20 protein-coding genes and 1 pseudogene are annotated in these 19,124 nt (G+C 76.4%); 9 read left to right on the top strand and 12 right to left on the bottom strand.

Going from position 1 to position 19,124, the window contains the following annotated elements:
• Positions 1 to 367 precede the first annotated feature (367 nt).
• Complete coding sequence (locus tag ABD160_RS21975; protein ID WP_344025446.1) at positions 368 to 1,666, top strand: FAD-dependent oxidoreductase; 1,299 nt, start codon at positions 368 to 370, stop codon at positions 1,664 to 1,666.
• Positions 1,667 to 1,668: 2 nt separating this feature from the next.
• Here ABD160_RS21975 and ABD160_RS21980 read toward each other — a convergent pair whose 3' ends face one another.
• Genes ABD160_RS21980 through ABD160_RS22010 form a run of 7 tightly spaced genes read right to left on the bottom strand, consistent with a single transcriptional unit; the run spans position 1,669 to position 9,788 of the window.
• The gene (locus ABD160_RS21980; protein ID WP_344025448.1) at positions 1,669 to 2,697 is read right to left on the bottom strand and encodes a sugar kinase; all 1,029 of its coding nucleotides are present in this window, start codon (positions 2,695 to 2,697) and stop codon (positions 1,669 to 1,671) included.
• On the bottom strand, positions 2,697 to 4,070 hold the full coding sequence (locus ABD160_RS21985) for an MFS transporter (protein WP_344025450.1): 1,374 nt from the start codon (positions 4,068 to 4,070) through the stop codon (positions 2,697 to 2,699). Before ABD160_RS21985 ends, ABD160_RS21980 begins: the two co-directional genes overlap by 1 nt.
• A gap of 40 nt (positions 4,071 to 4,110) precedes the next feature.
• The gene (locus ABD160_RS21990; RefSeq protein WP_344025453.1) at positions 4,111 to 5,148 is read right to left on the bottom strand and encodes an NAD(P)-dependent alcohol dehydrogenase; all 1,038 of its coding nucleotides are present in this window, start codon (positions 5,146 to 5,148) and stop codon (positions 4,111 to 4,113) included.
• Entirely contained in the window at positions 5,145 to 6,569 is a 1,425-nt protein-coding gene (locus ABD160_RS21995; protein ID WP_344025601.1) for a mannitol dehydrogenase family protein, read from the bottom strand. The genes ABD160_RS21990 and ABD160_RS21995 overlap by 4 nt, the downstream gene beginning before the upstream one ends.
• Positions 6,570 to 6,571: 2 nt before the next feature.
• Complete coding sequence (gene manD / locus ABD160_RS22000; RefSeq protein WP_344025455.1) at positions 6,572 to 7,792, bottom strand: D-mannonate dehydratase ManD; 1,221 nt, start codon at positions 7,790 to 7,792, stop codon at positions 6,572 to 6,574.
• Complete coding sequence (locus tag ABD160_RS22005; protein ID WP_344025457.1) at positions 7,789 to 8,781, bottom strand: 2-hydroxyacid dehydrogenase; 993 nt, start codon at positions 8,779 to 8,781, stop codon at positions 7,789 to 7,791. Before ABD160_RS22005 ends, manD begins: the two co-directional genes overlap by 4 nt.
• A complete protein-coding gene (locus tag ABD160_RS22010; protein WP_344025459.1) occupies positions 8,778 to 9,788 on the bottom strand; it encodes a LacI family DNA-binding transcriptional regulator in 1,011 nt (336 codons plus the stop codon). The genes ABD160_RS22005 and ABD160_RS22010 overlap by 4 nt, the downstream gene beginning before the upstream one ends.
• 161 nt (positions 9,789 to 9,949) lie before the next feature.
• On the opposite strand from ABD160_RS22010, the gene ABD160_RS22015 reads away from it, so the two are divergent.
• Entirely contained in the window at positions 9,950 to 10,459 is a 510-nt protein-coding gene (locus ABD160_RS22015) for an Lrp/AsnC family transcriptional regulator (protein ID WP_344025461.1), read from the top strand.
• A 4-nt stretch (positions 10,460 to 10,463) separates the two neighbouring features.
• On the opposite strand, the gene ABD160_RS22020 is transcribed toward ABD160_RS22015, so the two are convergent.
• Positions 10,464 to 11,615 carry a DUF3500 domain-containing protein gene (locus tag ABD160_RS22020; RefSeq protein WP_344025463.1) on the bottom strand — a complete coding sequence of 384 codons (1,152 nt, stop codon included), beginning with the start codon at positions 11,613 to 11,615 and terminating at the stop codon, positions 10,464 to 10,466.
• Positions 11,616 to 11,702: 87 nt separating this feature from the next.
• Between ABD160_RS22020 and ABD160_RS22025 the strand changes: the two genes are divergently transcribed.
• On the top strand, positions 11,703 to 12,020 hold the full coding sequence (locus ABD160_RS22025) for a putative quinol monooxygenase (RefSeq protein WP_344025466.1): 318 nt from the start codon (positions 11,703 to 11,705) through the stop codon (positions 12,018 to 12,020).
• Between the two features lie 348 nt (positions 12,021 to 12,368).
• Positions 12,369 to 13,211 carry a DUF3152 domain-containing protein gene (locus tag ABD160_RS22030; protein ID WP_344025468.1) on the top strand — a complete coding sequence of 281 codons (843 nt, stop codon included), beginning with the start codon at positions 12,369 to 12,371 and terminating at the stop codon, positions 13,209 to 13,211.
• Positions 13,212 to 13,246: 35 nt separating this feature from the next.
• On the opposite strand, the gene ABD160_RS22035 is transcribed toward ABD160_RS22030, so the two are convergent.
• The 4 genes from ABD160_RS22035 to ABD160_RS22050 all read right to left on the bottom strand — a co-directional run bounded on the left by ABD160_RS22035 (position 13,247) and on the right by ABD160_RS22050 (position 16,156).
• Positions 13,247 to 13,510 (bottom strand): hypothetical protein, encoded by a 264-nt coding sequence (locus tag ABD160_RS22035; RefSeq protein WP_344025470.1) that lies wholly within the window; start codon positions 13,508 to 13,510, stop codon positions 13,247 to 13,249.
• Positions 13,511 to 13,537: 27 nt separating this feature from the next.
• Positions 13,538 to 14,227, bottom strand: coding sequence for a response regulator (locus ABD160_RS22040; protein ID WP_344025472.1), 690 nt, complete (start codon positions 14,225 to 14,227; stop codon positions 13,538 to 13,540).
• Positions 14,224 to 15,348, bottom strand: a complete 1,125-nt coding sequence (locus ABD160_RS22045; RefSeq protein ID WP_344025474.1) for a sensor histidine kinase — start codon at positions 15,346 to 15,348, stop codon at positions 14,224 to 14,226. Before ABD160_RS22045 ends, ABD160_RS22040 begins: the two co-directional genes overlap by 4 nt.
• A gap of 154 nt (positions 15,349 to 15,502) precedes the next feature.
• Positions 15,503 to 16,156: a GOLPH3/VPS74 family protein gene (locus ABD160_RS22050; protein ID WP_344025476.1), complete on the bottom strand. Its 654-nt coding sequence runs from the start codon at positions 16,154 to 16,156 to the stop codon at positions 15,503 to 15,505.
• A 128-nt stretch (positions 16,157 to 16,284) separates the two neighbouring features.
• Between ABD160_RS22050 and ABD160_RS22055 the strand changes: the two genes are divergently transcribed.
• The 5 genes and pseudogenes from ABD160_RS22055 to ABD160_RS22070 all read left to right on the top strand — a co-directional run bounded on the left by ABD160_RS22055 (position 16,285) and on the right by ABD160_RS22070 (position 19,118).
• Positions 16,285 to 16,536 carry a hypothetical protein gene (locus ABD160_RS22055; protein ID WP_344025478.1) on the top strand — a complete coding sequence of 84 codons (252 nt, stop codon included), beginning with the start codon at positions 16,285 to 16,287 and terminating at the stop codon, positions 16,534 to 16,536.
• Between the two features lie 121 nt (positions 16,537 to 16,657).
• Positions 16,658 to 17,053, top strand: coding sequence for a hypothetical protein (locus ABD160_RS22060; RefSeq protein ID WP_344025480.1), 396 nt, complete (start codon positions 16,658 to 16,660; stop codon positions 17,051 to 17,053).
• A gap of 65 nt (positions 17,054 to 17,118) precedes the next feature.
• Positions 17,119 to 17,340: pseudogene (locus ABD160_RS33355) on the top strand (MerR family transcriptional regulator); the annotation flags it as partial.
• A gap of 279 nt (positions 17,341 to 17,619) precedes the next feature.
• The gene (locus tag ABD160_RS33360) at positions 17,620 to 18,537 is read left to right on the top strand and encodes a GlxA family transcriptional regulator (protein ID WP_425563648.1); all 918 of its coding nucleotides are present in this window, start codon (positions 17,620 to 17,622) and stop codon (positions 18,535 to 18,537) included.
• Between the two features lie 257 nt (positions 18,538 to 18,794).
• Positions 18,795 to 19,118, top strand: coding sequence for a hypothetical protein (locus ABD160_RS22070; RefSeq protein WP_344025484.1), 324 nt, complete (start codon positions 18,795 to 18,797; stop codon positions 19,116 to 19,118).
• Positions 19,119 to 19,124 lie beyond the last annotated feature (6 nt).

Raw genomic sequence — 19,124 nt, forward strand, 5'->3', positions numbered from 1 at the left:
CCCCGCCGCACCCCGGGCCCGACACCGCACCCCGGCTCCCCCACCGCACCCCGGGCCCCACCCCGCACCGACTCCAGCCGGTGCGACGTCGCGCGGAGAGTGCGACAACCACGCCGCCCCGTCACCCGGGCCCAACACCGCACCCCGGCTCCCACGCCGCACCCCGGACTCCACCCCGCACCAACTCCACCCGGTGCGACGTCGCGCAGAGGGTGCGACAACCACGCGGCGCCGTCACCCGAGCCCCCACCGCACCCCGGGCCCCACGCCGCACCGGCTCCAGCGGGTGCGACGTCGGGGCCGGGAACGGCGGGCCCCCGCCGGCGTCCGGGGCTACAGTCGGTCACGGCCGATTCGAGGTGACGCGATGGAGCGGACGACCTGCTGCGTGGTCGGGGGCGGCCCCGCCGGGATGGTGCTCGGGCTGCTGCTCGCCCGGGCCGGGATCCGGGTGACCGTCCTGGAGAAGCATGCCGACTTCCTGCGCGACTTCCGCGGCGACACGGTGCACCCGTCGACCCTCGACCTGCTCGACGACCTGGGGCTGGGCGAGCGGGTCGCGGCCCTGCCGCAGAGCCGGATCACCGAGGTCGCCCTGCCCACCCCGGGCGGCGGCCCGCCGCAGGTCGTCGGCGACCTGGCCCGGCTGGCCCGGCTCGGCGTGCGGCATCCCTACATCGCGATGATGCCGCAGTGGGACCTGCTGGACCTGCTCGCCGACGCGGCCCGCGCCGAGCCGTCGTTCACGCTCCGGACCAGCACTGCGGCGACCGGCGTGCTGCGCGAGAACGGCCGGGTCACCGGCGTCCGGTACCGGACCGCGGACGGCGCGTCGGGGATCCTCCGGGCCGAGCTGACGGTGGCCTGCGACGGCAGGCACTCGCTGCTGCGGTCCGGGTCCGGTCTGGCGGTGCGCGAGTTCGGGGTCCCGTTCGACGCCTGGTGGTTCCGGCTGCCGCGCCGGCCCGACGAGACCGGCGCGATGCTCACGCCCCGGCTCGGCACGGGCCGGTTCGCCGTCGTCATCCCGCGCGAGGGCTACCTGCAGATCGCCTACCTCGGCCGGAAGGGTTCCGACGCGGCGCTGCGCGCCCGCGGGATCGAGGCGTTCCGGGCCGACGTCGCCGAGCTGATCCCGGACTGTGCCGACCGGGTCGGCGCGATCGGCTCGATGGACGACGTGAAGCATCTCGACGTGCGGCTGAACCGGCTGCGCCGCTGGCACGTCGACGGCCTGCTGTTCATCGGCGACGCCGCGCACGCGATGTCCCCGATCGGCGGGGTCGGGATCAACCTCGCCGTGCAGGACGCGGTCGCCGCCGCCAGGCTGCTCGCCCCGGCACTGCGGCGGGGCAGCGTGCCCGGCGCCGATCTCGCGCGGGTCCGGCGCCGGCGGCTGCTGCCGACCGTGCTGGTCCAGGGCGTGCAACGGATCATGCACCGGCTGGTCGCCGCTCCCGCACTCGACGGCACGCTGACAACCCCGCCGGCAGCGGTGCTCGGCCTGATGCGCCGGGTGCCGGCCCTGCGGATCGTCCCGGCCTACCTGGTCGGCGTCGGCCCCCTCCCGGAGCGGGCCCCCGCCTTCGCCCGCCGTCCGGTCCGCACCCCGTCGCCCCGGTCCGCACCCGCTGCGACGGGTGCGGACGACGGCGACGGGGTGTGAGCTCAGCGGCTCACGTCGGGTCCGGTCATCGCGGCCAGGTCGCTCCGGTCCGGGAGCGCCTCCCAGTCCCCGGGGACGGTGCACATCAGCGCGCCCGCGGCGACCGCGGTGCGCAGTCGGGCCGCCGGGTCGCGGCCGGCCAGCCGCTCGGCCAGGTAGGCGCCGACGAACGCGTCACCGGCGCCGACCGGGTCGACGACCTCGACCGGCACCGCGGGCTCGGACAGCACCGTCCAGCCGCCGGACGTGGCGCTGCCGCCCGCGGCCCCCGCAGTCCCCGCAGCCCCCACACCAGCCGACGCCCGGCCGTCCCGGACCAGCGCGAGCGCCCCGTCCGCCCCCAGCTTCACCACGACCTCGGACGGCCCGAGCCCGGCCAGCCCGCGGGCCAGCGTCTCCGGATCGGTCTCGGTGCTCCCGAGCACCAGGCGCGCCTCGTCGTCCCCGGCGAACAGCACGTCCGCCGAGGCGGCGAGGGTCCGCAGGGCGGGGGCGGCGGCGTCGTCGGACCACAGCGCGGAGCGGTGGTTGACGTCGACCGACACCGTCGTCCCGGCCGCCCGGGCGACCGCGACGGCGTGCGCCGCGGCCGCCCCGGGGCCCGGCCCGAGCGCCGGTGAGATGCCGGTGACGTGCAGCAGCTCGGCGGCGGCGATCAGGTCGTCGTCGACGTCGGCGGCGACCAGCCGGGACCCGGCGGCGTGCGAGCGGTAGTACCAGACCTTGATCCGGCCGCCGGGCAGGCGCTCCTTGAGCATCAGCCCGGTCGGCGCGTCCGGGTCGCGGACGGCGTGCACCGCGATCCGCTCGGCGGTCAGCTCCCGGGCCACCCGGTCGCCGATCGCGTCGGCGCCGAGCCGGCCGGTCCACGCGGTCGGCACCCCGAGCCGGGACAGCGCGATCGCGACGTTGCTCTCCGCGCCGCCGATGCCCAGCGCCATCTCGCCGACGTGCGCGAGCCGGCCGACGGACGTGGCGGCGAGCAGGCCCATCGTCTCGCCGAGGCAGACGGCCCGTGGCGCCGTCCCCATCAGGCGTCCACCCGGCCGCGGGGCGGGGCCCCGGCGTCGTGCGGGACGGTGAGATCACGGTCCAGGGTCTCCGGCGCCATCCAGGCGGCGACCAGGCTGACCAGCGCGATCAGCGACATGTAGAGCGCGACCGGGATCCAGGACCCGGTGAACGCGCTGAGCAGGGCGGCGCAGATCAGCGGTGCGACGCCGCCGCCGAGCGCGGAGGAGAACTCCCGGCCCAGGGTGACCCCGGCGTAGCGGTAGCGGCTGCCGAACAGCTCCGGGAAGTAGCTCATCTGGACGCCGACGCCGCCGTTCACGGCGAGCACGAAGCCGATCACGATGGTCACCACGATGGCGACCGGGTCACCGGTGTTCAGCGCGACGAACGCGGGCCAGGGCAGCAGCACGATCCCGGCCATGATCCCGACGTAGACGGGGCGCCGCCCGACCCGGTCGGACAGCGAGCCGAAGCCGAACGCGGCGAGGCCGCCGCAGATCGCCCCGACCAGCAGCACCGGCGGCACGAACGACGAGTCCACGCCGACCTGCATCACCAGGTAGGACGCGATGAACACCTGGAAGGTGTAGGACTGCGCGCTGGTCCCGACGTTCATGAACAGCACCAGCAGCATCGGACGGCGGCCGTGCCGGAACACCTCGCCGGCCGGCTTGGCCGGCGCGACGTGGTTCTCCTTCAGCTCGGCGAACACCGGGCTCTCGTCGAGCTTGCGGCGGATCACCATCGCGACGACCGTGACGATCAGGCTGGACCCGAACACCAGCCGCCAGCCCCAGCTCATCAGCTGCTCCTCGGGCAGCTGCTGCACCGCGATCCAGACCACGGCACCCAGCGCGGTGCCGAGCGCCGCGCCCACCATCACCAGCGAGGCGTACCGGCCGCGCCGGCCCCGGCCGACCGTCTCGGTGAGCAGGGTCGCCGCGCCTGCCTGTTCGGCCCCGGCGCCGAAGCCCTGGAAGAACCGGCACACCACCAGCAGCATCGGCGCGAACACGCCGATCATCTCGTAGGTGGGCAGCAGGCCGATCAGCAGCGTGGAGCCGCCCATCAGCAGCAGCGTCGCGACCAGGATCCACTTGCGGCCGAGCCGGTCGCCGTAGCGGGAGAAGAACAGCCCGCCCAGCGGCCGGGCCAGGAACCCGACCGCGTAGGCGGAGAAGCTGGCCAGGATGCCGACGGTCGGCGAGACGTTCGGGAAGAACAGCGTCGAGAACACCAGCGCCGATGCGGTGCCGTAGATGACGAAGTCGTACTGCTCGAGCGTGGTGCCGACCAGACCGGCCCAGGCCGCCTTGCGGGTCGCCTTCGGGTCGGCCGGCCGATCGGGATCCACTGTGGACGGGTTCGGTGCGGTTCCGCTGGTGTCCATGCGTCCTCGGATGGAGTCGGGCCCCGTGCGGGGCGGGATGTCAGTCGCCCGGGCGGACGACGACCTTCAGGTGGTGCGGGTCGGCACCCGGCGCGCGCAGCGCGTCCGGTGCCTGCGCGAGGGCGAACCGGCCGGTCAGCACGCCGGCCAGGTCCACCCGTCCGGACGCGGCGAGCCCGAGCGCAGGCCCGAACGCGTGCGCGGACCGGAACGAGGCGTTCAGGTCGATCTCCCAGCGCTGCATCAGCGCCAGCGGCAGCCCGTCGACGGCCGGCGGTGCCTGCCCGACGACGGTCGCCCGCCCGGCCGGGCCGAGCGCGTGCATGCCCTGCCAGAGCGCGGCGGGCACCGCGGAGCACTCGAGCAGCCGGTCGAACGTGGCCTCCCCGAGCTCGTCGCGGGCGGTGTTGACGGTGCCGGTGGCGCCGAGCCCGGCGGCCCGGTCGAGCCGGGCGTCGTGCACGTCGGTGACGACGACCTGCTCGGCGCCCGCCGCCCGGGCGACCTGGGCGACCAGCACCCCGATCGGCCCGGCACCGGTGACCAGCACCCGGTGCCCGGTGGACACCCCGGCCCGGCGGACCGCGTGCACGGCGACCGCCAGCGGTTCGACGAGCGCGCCGAGCTCGGTGGGCAGGGTGTCCGGCAGCGGGTGCACGGCGCGGGCCGGGACGGCCCGGTAGCCGGACATGGCGCCGTCGGTGGGCGGCGAGCCGAGGCAGGTCCCGGACGGGCACAGGTGGTAGGCGCCGGACCGGCAGGTGGGGCAGTCCCCGCAGCCGACCGCCGGTTCGACGGCGACCCGGGTGCCGACCGCCGGTCCGGTCACCCCCGGCCCGAGCGCGGCGACGACGCCGGCCGCCTCGTGTCCCAGCACCATCGGGCCGCGCAGCACGTTGCGCCCGTTGCGGCCGTCGGTGAAGTAGTGCACGTCGGAGCCGCAGACGCCGACCGCCTCGACCGCGACGAGCACCTCGCCGGGGGCGGGACCGGTCACCGGCACCTCCTCGACCCGCAGGTCGAGCGCGGCGTGCAGGACGGCGGCGCGGGTGCGCCCGGGGATCGCTCCGGTGCTCATGCCGCCCTCCGCTCACCGGCGGCCTCGGCGGCCGCGGCGTCGACGCCGTGCCGCACGAGCACGTCGAGCAGCTCGGCGGTGCGGGCCGCGAACCCGCCACCGGGATCCCCGCCGAGCAGGTCCAGCCCGGCCCGCACGTGCCCGTCGGCCGGGCCGGCCGCGGTCGCGGCCAGCCGGTCGCGGGCCGGCTCGGCCATCGCGGCGGCGTGCGGGCCGGGATCGAACCCGGCGGGCGGTGCGACGCAGGCGAGCCAGCCGGCGACGGTCAGCGCGAGATGGTGCGGCATCGTGCCGGACGCCAGGTGCTCGGCGGCCGGGCCGGGGATCCGCTGGGCGAGCTTGAGCGACCCGTCCGACCCGACCTGCCGGGTGCGGTGCCCGAGCGCGACGTTCGACCAGCGGGTGAACAGCCGGGCGGCGTAGTCGTCGACGTCGACGCCGTCGGGCACCCGCACGGTGGGCCGGTAGTCGTCGTGCAGCACCCGCCCGGCCGCGGCCCGGATCGACGGCCGGGCCGCCGAGTCCGCGATCAGGTCCTCCCCGGCGAGCGCGCCGAGGTAGGCGAGCAGCGAGTGGGTGCCGTTGAGCAGCCGCAGCTTGAGCAGCTCGTAGCCGGCGACGTCGTCGGTGAACACCGCGCCGGGGACACCGTCGCCCGGCGCCTCCCAGGCCGGCCGGCCGGCCGCGAACGCGTCCTGCAGCACCCACATGCTGAACGGCTCGGCGGGCACCGGGACGGCGTCCGCGACGCCGGTCAACCGCGCCGCGGCGGCCCGGGTGGCGTCGGTGGTGGCCGGGACGATCCGGTCCACCATCGAGTTCGGGAAGGTGACCGAATCCAGGTAGCCGAGCAGGTCCGCCCGCTCGGCGGCCGGCAGCGCGGCCGCGAACCCGCGGACCAGGCGCTGTGTCACCTCGCCGTTGGCAAGCAGGTTGTCGCAGCTCAGGACGGTGACCGGGGCACCGTGCCCGCGGGCCCGGCGGAGCAGGCCGCGGGCCAGGAGGCCGATCGCGGTGCCGCTCGCACCGGCCAGGTCGGCCCGCACGCCGGGATCGTCCAGATCGATGCCACCGGTGCGCGGATCGATCGTGTACCCGCGCTCGGTGACGGTCAGCGAGACGATCCGGGTGTCCGGCGCGGCGAGCGCGGCCAGCACCGGCTCCGGATCACGGGCCGCCACCAGCGCCCCGGTGTGCACCGCGGGGACGCTCGCCCGCTCGCCGTCCGGCGAGATCTCGACGACGGCGTACCGCAGGTCCTGGGCGACGAGCGCGTCGGCGACCGCTGCGCTGCGCGGCGCGACCCCGAGCACGCCCCACGGGCCGGGCTCGGCGGCGAGCGCGGCCGCGGTGTGCACCGCCTGGTGCGCCCGGTGGAAGTTGGACAGTCCGATGTGGACGATCCCGGTCGGGAACTGCATGGTCACCAGTCCGTCATCGAGCCGTCGCGGCGGCGCGCGACGGGCAGCAGGGCGGGTTCGTAGTCGTGGCGGGCGGCGAGCGCCTCGTCGACGTCGACGCCGAGGCCGGGTGCGTCGCCGGGGTGCAGGTGGCCGCCGGTGCAGGTCCAGGCGTGCCGGAACACCTCGTGCGCCTGCTCCGGGTAGCCCATGTACTCCTGGATCCCGTGGTTCGGCGTGGCCAGCGCGAGGTGCAGGCTCGCCGCCATCGCGATCGGCGAGACGTCCGACGGGCCGTGCGGGCTCACCTTCACCTGCCAGACGTCGGCGAGCGCGGCCAGCCTGCGCAGCGCGCTGATCCCGCCGGAGTGGGTGACCGCGGCCCGCGCGTGGTCGATCAGCTGCTCGGTGATCAGCTGCTGGAACTCCCACAGCGTGGAGAACACCTCGCCGATCGCCAGCGGGACGGTGGCGTGCGCCCGGACCCGGCGCAGCACGTCCGGGTTCTCGGCCGGGGTGACGTCCTCCAGCCAGTACAGGTCGGCCGGTTCGACGGCCTTCCCGAGCCGGGCGGCCTCGATCGGGGTGAGCCGGTGGTGCGCGTCGTGCAGCAGGGCGAGCTCCGGACCGGCGTGCGCCCGGACCTCGGCCAGCACGCCGGGGACGTGCCGCAGGTAGGCGGCGGTGTCCCAGACCTCCTCGGCGGGCACGGTGCCGCGCCCGGCCGGCTCGTAGCCCGGTCCGCGGCCGACGCCGTAGACCGAGTCCAGGCCGGGCACCCCGCTCTGCACCCGGACCGCGGTGAAGCCGCGCTCGCGGACGGCGTCGACGGCGTCGCACAGCTGGGCGGTCTCCCAACCGGTGGCGTGCGTGTAGGCCCGCACCCGGTCCCGGACGGCGCCGCCGAGCAGCTGGTAGACGGGCAGCCCGGCGGTCTTGCCCTTGATGTCCCAGAGCGCGAGATCGACCGCGCCGACCGCGGTCATGGTGACCGGGCCGCGCCGCCAGTAGGCGCCCCGGTAGAGGTACTGCCAGGTGTCCTCGATCCGGGCCGGGTCGCGGCCCACCAGCTGCGGGCAGAGGTGCTCGCGCAGGTAGGCGGCGACGGCCAGCTCGCGGCCGTTGAGCGTGGCGTCGCCCCAGCCGGTCAGCCCGTCCGCGGTGGTGACCTTCAGGGTGACGTAGTTGCGGCCGGGCGAGGTGAGCAGCACCTCGGCGGCGACGATCCGGTCGGCCGCGCTCACCGGCCGCTCACCGCCACCACGTCGGCGAGGGGCTCCCCGGCCGCGAGCCGGTGGACGTTCGCGCCGATCGCGGCGGCGCGGCCGAGAAACGTCTGCCGGGTCAGGCCGGAGCTGTGCGGGGTCATCAGCACGTTGCCCAGCTCCCGGAACGGCAGCGACGAGGGCTCCGCCCGCGCCGTGCCCGGCGCCGGGTAGCCGTACCAGACGTCGATCGCGGCGCCGCCGATCACGTCGTCGCGCAGCGCCTCGTACAGCGCCCGCTCATCGACCAGCGGCCCGCGGCCGACGTTGACCAGGATCGCGGAGTCCTTCATGGACGCCAGCTCGGCGGCACCGATCAGCCCCTCGGTCGCCGGGGTGAGCGGGGCGCTGACGACGACCACGTCCGAGCAGGCCAGCAACTCACCGAGCCGGTCGGCGGTGCTGCCCGCCCAGTCCAGGCCGGTCGCGGCGGCGTCGACCGCGCCGCGCCCGGTCACCGCGACGCCGCGCGCACCGAACGCCCGCAGCCGCTCCCAGGCCCGGGACCCGATGTGCCCGAAGCCGACGAACCCGACGGTCGCCTCCTGCAGCGAGCCGGTCCACGGTGCGGCCGGGTCGAAGGCCGGGGTCGGCCACTCCCCCCGGCGCAGCGCGGCGTCCTGGGCGAGGAAGCCGCGGCGCAGCAGGACCGCCGAGGCGGCGACGTACTCGGCGATCGAGTCCTCGTGGTGGAAGGTGTTGGCGACGGTGCACCCGGCGGGCAGCGCGCCGACGTCGATGCCGTCGGTGCCGGCGCCTGCGGCGTGCACCAGCCGCAGCCCGGGCCCCGCGTCCGCGACCTCCTTCGGGCAGTGCCCGCCGATCAGCACGTCCGCGTCGCCGACCAGCGCGGCGATGTCGGCGGCGTCCCGGGTCGGCGACCAGACGATCTCGCTGCCCGCGGGCAGTGCCGCCTCGGTCTCGGCGCGGATGCCGGCCAGGTTCTGGTCGGCGACGACGATCTTCACGGGGTGACCTCCAGTGCGGTGGCGGAGCGGGCCGGCGCCGGGCCGGTGGTGCCGCGCGCGACGAAGTGGGTGGGCAGCCGGACCGCCCGCGGCGCGGTGCGCTCGCCCGCGGCGGCGCGGCCGAGGATCTCCATGGCGAGGGTCCCGGCGCGGTCCATCGGGGTGGCGATGCTGGACAGGCCCGGCTCGGACAGCGCGGCGAACGGGATGTCGTCGCTGCCGACGACGGACAGGTCGTCGGGCACCCGGGCGCCGAGCGCGCGGGCCCCGGCCATCAGCCCGAGCGCGACCAGGTCGTTGTGCGCGATCGCGGCGGTCGCGCCGGAGGCCAGCACCCGGGCCGCGGCGGCGCTGCCGCCGTCGGTGGTCTCGGTGTGCCAGCCCAGCAGCGACAGCTCGCAGCCGTACTCGGCGGCGAGCTCGCGCACCAGGCCGACCCGGTGCAGGTTGGACCAGGAGTCCGAGCGGCCCTGCACGTAGGCGATGTGCCGGTGGCCCAGCGCGTCCAGGTGGTCGACGACCTGGCGCAGCCCCTGCGTGGAGTCGGCGATCACGCAGTCCCCGCCGGGCACCTCGCGGTTGACCAGCACCGACGGCGTGCCGCCGCACAGGTCGAGCACCTCGGCGCCGTCCAGCCGGGACGAGTGCACGACGATGCCGTCCACCCGCGGGCACAGCCCGGTGATCACCTCGCGCTCGCGGTCGGCGTCGTAGTCGGTGTCGGCGACGACCACCGTGGAGCGGACCTGCCTGCCCTGCGCCTGGGCGGCCTTGACGAAGCGGGAGAACACCGGGTTCGCGATGTCCGGGACGACCGCGGCGACGGTGGCGGTGACCGGCGCGGCCGCCGGCTCGGCGGTGCGCGGCGCGTACCCGAGCTCCTGCGCGGCGGCCAGCACCTTGCGGCGGGTCCCGGCGCCGATCCGGTCCGGATCGGAGAACACCCGGGACGCGGTCGACAGTGCGACGCCTGCGGTCCGGGCGACGTCGGTCAGGGTGGGCGCCACGGTGCTCCTCCTCGTGCGTGTCCCCGCGGTGGGACGGCCTCACCCTGCAACGGCTTGCACAAGCTTGTCAAGCCTTGCCAGATGCTTGCCAATCCCGTGCCGGAGCCGTGCCGGGAGCGGGCCGGGCGGGGTGCGTCCCGGCCCGGCCTAGACTCCGCGGCGTGCCCGAGCCGATCCATCTCGACGCCCTCGACGTCGACCTGCTCGCCGCCGTCGCGGACCGGCCGCGGGCCGGGGTGCTGGAGCTGTCCCGCGCGCTGACCGTCGCCCGCGGCACCGTGCAGGCCAGGCTGGACCGGCTGGAACGGGCCGGCGTGGTCACCGGCTACGGGCCGGACGTCGACCTTCCCGCGGCCGGTTTCGGCGTGCAGGCGTTCGTGACGCTGGAGATCGCCCAGGGCGAGCTGGACGACGTCACCGCGGCACTGGCCGCGCTCCCCGCGGTGACCGAGGCGTACGCGACGACCGGCTCGTCGGACGTGCTGTGCCGGATCGCGGCGTCCTCGCACGAGGACCTGCAGGCGACCCTGCTCGCGCTGGGCCGCTCACCGCTGGTCGCCCGCACGGCCAGCGTCGTCGTGCTGTCCACGCTGGTCGCGCCGCGCTGGCGGCCGCTGCTCGCCGACCGGCACCGGGAGGGCCCGAGCCGGGCGCCCGCCTACCGGCCGTGATCCCTCACCGCAGGTGGTGCGCCGCCCGGTGCGCGCCCAGCACGTCCAGCCCGAAGTCGGCCGAGGGGTCCCGCCACACCGAGTGCGCATGGTTCGCCTCGCGCTGGGTGTTGTCCCACTCGACCAGCAGCCGCGGCCCCTGCAGCCGGTAGTAGTTCGGGGCGCCGTCGGCCAGCGACCCGGCCCAGGCCAGGTGCACCCGGTCCAGCTCGGCGTCGTCGTCGTACCGGCCGATCGGCGACACCTCGGCCGGCACCCGGCCCAGGTAGGTGCCGAGCAGGGCGCGCAGCATCTCGCGCTGCCCGGCGTCCAGCTCCGCGGCCGGGACGCCGCGCGGCGTGCGGGAGAGCCGCACGACGTCCTTCTCGGCGTCGGTGAACCCGGCCCGCTCCTCGATCGCCTCGCTCACCGCGTCCAGCTTCGCCTGCTCGGCGTCCGAGCCGAACCGGTCCCGCCAGACCCCGGCCAGCGGGATCCAGTTGTCGCCCTCCTGCGGATCGGCCCGGTTCGCCGCGACCACGTCCGGCGGGGCCTTGTCCAGCAGCACCGCGCGGCCGCGCAGCGGCGCCGGCAGCGACCGCACGAGATCGCGGGCCAGGTCCTCGACCCGCCCCAGCGGGCGCAGCGTCGCGTCCCCCAGCAGCTCCGACGACGCCGGATCGGCCCCCAGGAAGCACGGCGTCGTCGCCACCACCTCGCCGTCGACGACCAGCATGTTGACCGACACGTGATGCCCGCCGAACCGCCAGCCCCACGCGCCGCTGCCGCCGGGCTCGCCGAACACCCGCAGGTAGTACATCAGCGGATCGCGACCGCGGGAGCGGTCGAACATGGTCACGAAACCCTCGGTGTGGTCCAGCAGGTTCTCCAGGCCCATCACCGTCACGACGGTGACGTAGGCGGGCCGGGACAGGCCCGACCCGATCAGCTTCATCGCGGCCCGCTGCTGCGGCGGGAGCTGCTCGTGGAAGGTCAGCCCGCCGTGGTCGGTGGGGGTGTAGAACCAGCGCCTGCGCTCGGCGTCGGTGCCGCCGTCGCCGCTCGGGGCGTGCCCGGTGGCCCGCTCGCGCTGCCCCGCGTCGAGCGTGCCGAGCCACTCCCGGGCCGCCTCGGCCATCGCTCCGGCCGTCACCCGGGTGCCCGCGCCATCGCTCATGGGGCCGACGGTAACCAGGTGCGGGGCGCCGCACCCGCTGAGATGCGCGATAGTCGTCGGGCAGGACCGACCACGACGGAGGCGACGATGCCCACCCCCACCGACGACAACCGCGAGCTGCTGACCGTCATCGCCCGGATGCGCGCCAGGCCGGGCAAGGAGGCGGAGCTGCGGGCCGAGCTGGAGAAGCTGGTCGAGCCGACCTCGAAGGAGGACGGCTACGTCAACTACGACCTGCACCAGGGCGTCGACGACCCGGCGGTGTTCTTCTTCTACGAGAACTGGGAGACCGACGAGAAGCTGGGCGCGCACCTGCAGACCCCGCACCTGGTGCACTTCCAGCAGGTCATGGGCGACCTGCTGGACGGCGAGCTGGTGATCCAGAAGCTCAAGCGGATCGCCTGACCGGGCGGCGGGTACGGCGCGTGGCGGCTCGTGCGCGCGGTCCGGCTCTGTCACCCTGGCCGCGTGCCGCACCTCATCCGGGCCGGTGCCCGGCCGGCCCGCACCGGCACCGCCGCGCCGACCGGGCCGGCCGTGTCTGCCGGGCCGGCTGGGTCGACCGGGCCGGCTGAGTCCACCGCGCCGGCTGAGTCCGCCGCGCCGGCTGGGTCGACCGGGCCGGCTGGGTCGACCGGGTCGGCTGGGTCGACCGGGCCGGCTGGGTCGACCGCGCCGGCTGAGTCGACCGCGCCGGCTGAGTCGACCGGGCCGGCTGGGTCCACCGCGCCGGCTGAGTCGACCGGGCCGGCGGTGCGGACCGGGCCGGCGGTGCGGACCGGGCCGGCGGTGCGGACCGGGCCGGCGGTGCGGACCGGGCCGGTCGTGCTGGCCCTGCTGGCGGCGCTGACCCTGCTGGCCGGCTGCGGCCCGGGCACCGTCGACGACCCGCCGGGCCCGGCGCCCGGGCCACCGCTCGGCGAGGCGACGGCGGCGCCCGCCCCTCCGGCAGCACCGGCCGAATCCGCAGCACCGGCAGGATCCGCAGCACCGGCAGAATCGGCAGCACCGGCAGAGCCCGGAGCGCCGGCGCTCTCCGAAGCCGACGTCCGGGCGGGCGTCCGCAGCCGGGAGGTGCCGCGCTCCGCGTCCGGTGAGACGGTCGTCGTCCCGGGCGGGCACGCCGCGCCCGCCGGACGCGCGCGGACCGTCCCGATGCGGGTCGAGATCGAACGCGGCATCGACGTCGACGGTGCCGCGTTCGCCGCGTTCGTCTCCGAGGTGCTCGACCATCCCCGCTCCTGGGGCGGCGACGGCTCGGTCGGCTTCGCCCGCACCGAGGGCCCGGCGCCGCTGCGGATCGTGCTCGCCACCCCGGAGCTGGCCGACCGGCTGTGCCTGCCGCTGGACACCGTCGGCAGGCTGTCCTGCCGCAACGGCGACCGCGTCGTGCTCAACCTGGAGCGCTGGGTCACCGGCACCCCGGACTACGCCCGCGACCTCACCGCCTACCGGCACTACCTGGTGAACCACGAGGTCGGGCACTGGCTCGGGCACGGCCACGAACCCTGCCCCGGGCCGGGCCGCCCGGCCCCGGTGATGCAGCAGCAGACCCTCGGCCTGCAGGGCTGCGCCCCCAATCCCTGGCCCCGCTGAGCACCCTCGATCACGCCACCTCGATCGCGCCGTACTCAGGGCGCCCGCCGACCCGGTAGGTGTGGACGCCGACGCCGGCCGGGGTCGTCCGCGACCCGGTCGGGGTCAGCGCGGTGCCGGCCGAGCAGCAGCACGCCGGCCCGGCCGACGATGCCGGTCATCACCGAGCCGAGCTCGTCGTCGACGTGCGGCACCAGCCGGCCGCCCCGGGTGCAGCCGCCCGAGATGTCCTCCGCCGGGGCGCCGGGGCCCTGGTAGACGCCGTCGGCGGAGACGAACAGGGTCGAGGTGAGCTTCATGCCCTGCTGCCCGGACGGGACGGCGAACTAGTCGCCGGCGTCGCGGACCAGCAGCGCGATCTGCACCCGGTTGTCCAGGCCCAGCTCCCGCAGCAGCCTGGACACATAGGACTTCACGGTCGCCACCGACATGTGCAGCTCCTCGGCGATGTCGGCGTTCGACCCGCCGCGGGCGACCGCCTCGGCGACGTCCCGCTCCCGCTCGGCGAGCCGGTCCAGCCGGGAGCGGGCGGCGCGCCGCCGGTCCAGCGGGCCGGCCCCGCCCTTCACGATGCCGATCAGCCTGCGGGTGATCGCCGGGGACAGCACCGCGTCGCCGTCGGCGGCGGCCCGGACCGCCTCGACGATCCGCTCCGGGGCGGCGTCCTTGAGCAGGAACCCGCCCGCGCCCGCCCGCAGCGCCCGCACTACGTGCTCGTCGGCGTCGAACGTGGTCAGCACGACCACCGTCGGCGGGTCCGGCTCCGCGGTCAGCCGCTGGGTCGCGACGACGCCGTTCACCCGTCGCATCCGCAGGTCCATCAGCACCACGTGCGGCCGCCCGGCGCGGACCGCCTCCGGCACCTCGTCGCCGTCACCGGCGTCGCCGATCACCCGGATCCGGCGCGGCGCCGGTGCGTCGGCCAGGACGTGCCCGTCGAGCATCACCCGCAGACCGGCCCGGACCAGCGGATCGTCGTCGACGAGCAGCACCCGGATCTCCGGATCGGGACTCACGCGCTCTCCTTCCGCCACGGCAGCGCCGCCCGCAGCCGGTACCCGGTCGGCAGCGGGCCGTGCGCCAGCGTGCCGCCGGTGAGTGTCTCGACCCGCTCGCGCAGGCTCACCAGACCGGTCCCCGCGCCCTCCGGGGCCGGCCGGTCGCCGGTGCAGCCGGAGGTGACGGTGACGGTCAGGTCGCGGCCCGGACGGCCGTCGAGCACCACCTCCACCGGCGCGCCCGGCGAGTGCCGGGCCGCGTTGGTCAGGCCCTCGCGCACCACCCGGTAGGCGACCCCGGCCAGCGGCCTGCCCGGCGGCGCCACCATCAGCAGCGCGGTCGACCGCAGCGACACGTCCGCGCCGGCCGCACGCGCCTCGGACACCAGGCCCTCGACCGCGGTCAGGTCCTCGGTGTCCTCGGACTCGTCGCACGGCGGGTCGTGCAGCACCTGGACGATCGTGCGCAGGTCCTCCATCGCCCGGTGCGTGGTGTCGCGCAGCACCTGCGCGCTCTCCCGGACGGTCTCGGCGGACAGGTCGGTGCGCAGCGCCAGCGCGCCCGCGTGCACCGACAGCAGCGACAGCCGGTGCCCGAGCCGGTCGTGCATCTCCCCCGCGATCCGGCGGCGCTCGGCGATCCGGGCCTGCTCGTCGCGCAGCGCGCGGTCCACCTCGGCCCGGGTGAGCCGCTCGCGCAGGTCGTCGACCATCGCCCGGCGGGTGCCGGTGAACAGGCCCGCGGTGACCGAGCTGACCAGCAGCGTCGACGCCCCGAGCAGCATCGCCCACATCGTCTGCGGGTCCGGGATCGCGGCGAGGTTGAGCGCGGCCCCGCCGAGCGCGAGCACCGTGATCAGGACCGTCTCGGACACCCGGCGCCGGGTCGCGACGACGAACACCCCGACCAGCGGCAGGTAGCTGGTGAGCGGCGAGACGTTCGCCGACAGCACCGCCACCACGCCGAACGCCCGCGGGTACCGGTACCGCCACGGGATCGCCGCGATCGCGGCGGCACCGGCGATCAGCTGCAGGACGTGCAGCGGGCCGTCGATCTCGCGGGTCTCGGCGACGGTCAGTCCGGCGACGGTGACGGCGATCATCAGGATCGCCGACATCGCGGAGGGTCGGACCGGCACCCGTCGACCATAGGCGGCGCGCCGCAGCTGTCCAGGAGATTCCCCCGGGAGCGGCCGGGCGCGGGGACCCCCCGGTGCCCCGCGCCCGGCCGCCGCCCCGGCCACCGCGGTCAGGACCTCCCCCGTCCCGGCGCGGTGGCGGCGCCCGCCCGGCTCACCGGCCGTCCCCCGCGGTCACCGCGGAGGCGGCCACCGCCGCGGTGACGGCCTGCACCTCGCGGACGGCGGCGGTCACCGCCGGGCCGGCCCAGTCGCCGTCGGCGACCACCCGGGCCCGTTCGCGCAGCTCGCGCCGCCGCCCGTCGAGCACCCGGTGCTCGGCCCGGACGGCGTGCAGCAGCGAGACCAGCCCGGCGAGCCGGGCGTCGACGGCGACGCCGTCGCGCAGCGCGGCGGCCACCCCGGCCAGCAGCGCTCCGCGCAGCGCCGGTTCCGGCCACCACCGGGCGGACCGCAGGAACCCGCCGGGCTCGCGGTCGGCGTGCCCGCCGCTGCCGAGCGCGTCCAGCACGGCCGGCCGCAGCCCCGGCACCAGCCTGCTCACCCCGCGGCGGGCCGGGAACCAGCCGGACGGCAGTCGGGTCGCCCGCTCGGTGACGACGTCGGTGGCCGGTCCGGGCAGCAGCCGCAGCCGCGGCCGGGGCCGATCGTCGGTCGCCAGCCGGCCGCGGGCCGCCAGGTCGAGCAGCACCGCCCCGGCGAGTGCGCGCTCGGTGCGCTGCCGGTCGACGACGAACCGGCCGGTGCCGGGATCGAGCAGCACCACCGCCAGCAGCTCCGGCAGCGTGGCCGTCCCCGTGTCGTCCATCGGTGCGCCCCTCTCGCTCGGCGGGACCGAGCCTGCCGGGCCGGGCGGGTGGAACGCACCCTGCGAAGGTTGTCGGCGCACCGACGGAAGTCGCGCTCGTCGATCACCCGGATAGGTACAATTCGGACATGCCAGAGCCCCAGAGTCACCGCGAGAGCGGCCAGCACGTCATCGAGCACGCCCTCGACCTCCTCTCCGCGGCCGATCGGGCGAAGGACTACACCGAGGCCACCGACGGCCACACCGCCGCGACCGCCTACGCGGTGAGCGCGCTCTACCAGGAGATGCGGCACGGCGACGACCAGATCACCGCGCTGATCGGGGCGGTCCGGGAGCAGACCGAGGTCCTCAAGCAGATCGGCGAGCAGCTCCGGCGCTGACCTCGGCGCAGCTCCGGCCCTGACCCGGCCCGGCGCCGGGGCGCGGATCTGGCCGGATCTGTTCGCCCGGTGTCCGTCCGGACGGTGTCCGCTCCCCGCCGGCCGGACCAGGCTCGCAGTCATGAACAGACTGCCGGTCTCCGTCGCCCTCCCCAGCGGCACCGCCCTCACGGCCACCGCGCTCGGTGTCACCGCCCTGGCCGTCCTGAGGACACTCCCGGCCACGGTCACCGCGGCGCTGGCCGTGCTCGCACTCGCCGCCGCGCTCGCGGCGGCGGGTGCGGTGCGCCCGCTGCGGCTGCCGCTGACCCCGCACGTCGCCGCACTCCGCGCCGCCACCGTCGCACTGGTGGTGATCGGCGGGCCGATCGTCGCGGCCGTCCAGCTCGGCGCCCGGGCGGTGCCGCTGATGATGGCGGTCGCCGCCGTCACGGTGCTGGTGGCGCCGCTGATCCCCGGCCTGTGGGGCGGGCAGCGCCACGACCGCGACCTGCCGCCGCGGGACGCGCTCCGGTGACCGGGGTGGCCCCGTCGCCGCCCGCCGGCGTGCGCACCGCCCGCCCGGCGGGCATCCTGGGCCCGGTGGAGACTCAAGCCGGCTTGAGCGGAGCGCGGCTGCCGATCGACGCCGCCGCCCGGCTGCTCGGGACGACCGTGTCCGCGCTGCGCCACTACGACGACCGCGGTCTGGTCCGCCCGGCGGGCCGGGCCGGCGGGCGCCGCTGGTACGGCCGCGCCGAGCTGCGCGAGCTGGCGCTGCTGCGCGCGGCCCGGGACACCGGCCTGCCGCTGGAGGGCATCGCGGCCCTGCTCGACCCGGACCGCCGGGACACGATCGCCGACCGGCTCGCCGAGCTCGACCGGCTCGGTGCGCGGGCCGCGATCGTCCGCACCGTGCTGGCGCACGTGCGGGACTGCCCGGCGGCGAACCCGTGGCGCGACTGTCCGGCGCTGACCGGCGCGCTGGACGCACTGCTCGACGGCGCCCCGCTGCCGGACCTCGGCGGGTCACATCCCGGCCCGGCGGCGGACACCGACGGCCGGCACGAGGTCGCCGTGCTCGTCCGGCCGGGGGTGCTGCCGATGGAGCTGGGGCTGGTCCATCAGCTGCTCGGCGGGGCCCGGTCCGCCGCGGGCGACCCGCTGTACCGGGTGCGGACCTGCGCGCCGGTGCCGGGGACGGTGCGCACCGACGGTGACTTCGCGATCGTCGTCGACCACGGGCCGGAGATCCTCGCCGGCGCGGGAACCGTGGTCGTGCTCGCCGCACACGCCCCGCACGACGAGGACCCGGACGTCCTCGACGGCGGCCTCGGCGCGGCACTCGCCTCGATCGGGCCGGACACCCGGATCGTCTCGATCTGCACCGCGGCCTTCGCGCTCGCCCGGGCCGGCCTGCTCGACGGCAGGCGGGCGACCACGCACTGGCTCTCCGCGGAGCGCCTGCGCAGCCGGTTCCCGCAGGTGCAGGTGGAGCCCGACGTGCTCTACGTCGACGAGGGCCGGATCCTCACCGCGGCCGGCGAGGCGTCCGGGATCGACCTGTGCCTGCACCTGATCCGGCGGGACTTCGGCGCCGCCGTCGCCAACGAGGTCGCCCGCCGGACCGTGGTGCCGCCCTACCGGGAGGGCGGCCAGGCGCAGTACGTCGCCCGCCCGGTCACGCCCGAGCGCACCGGGACCGGCACCGCCGGGCTGCGCGAGTGGATGCTCGACCGCCTCGACCGGCCGCTGTCGCTCGACGAGCTGGCGGCCCGGCTGCACGTCAGCGTCCGCACCCTGACCCGCCGGTTCCGCGCGGAGACCGGGCTCAGCCCGCTGGAGTGGCTGCTGCGCCAACGTGTGGAGCGGGCCCGGGAGCTGCTCGAGCTGGGCGACCTGTCGATCGAGCGGATCGCCGACCGGTGCGGGTTCGGCACCGCCACCGCGCTGCGCAGGCACTTCGCCGCACAGCTCGGCGTGCCCCCGGCCGCCTACCGCCGGACGTTCTGCGGGAGCTGACGGCGCGGCCCGGGCCCGCCGCCCGGCGCACCGGAATGCGCTTTCCCGGAATCGACCGCATCGGGTGCGAAACCGAACCCAGGGTGATCCGGTCACACGATGGAATTGCCTGAATTGAGTCGGCGATTTCGCCCGAATACGGTGCACGGCAGCCGATGCGGGCTCCCCCATGTTCGCTGCATCGGCAGTGTGGCGGCCGTACCGGCGACCACCGGACCGACAGGAGAGAAACTGTGCTGAAGAAGGCTGGAATTGTCGTGGCGGCATCGGCCGCGTCGCTGCTCGCGATCAGCCCGATGGCGTTCGCCGGGCACGGCGACGAGATCGACAAGGGCGCCGACGGCCTCGTCGCCGCCGGGAACGGCAACAACCTCGACGTGCCGATCCAGGCCTGCAACAACAACGTGCCGGTCAACGTGCTCGGCGTGCAGGTCCCGGTCGAGAACGCGGCCGCCGGCAACGGCGTCACCGGCGCGCTGGGCCTGCTGGGCTCCGGCCAGGCGGCGAGCGGCGACTCGGTCACCGACCAGTCCGACCTGTGCGCGCAGGAGTCCGGCGCGGGCGACTCGATCGGCGGCTGAGCCGCC

Origin of the sequence: Pseudonocardia kongjuensis (assembly GCF_039526905.1) — a bacterium.
GTDB classification, from domain to species: Bacteria; Actinomycetota; Actinomycetes; order Mycobacteriales; family Pseudonocardiaceae; genus Pseudonocardia; species Pseudonocardia kongjuensis.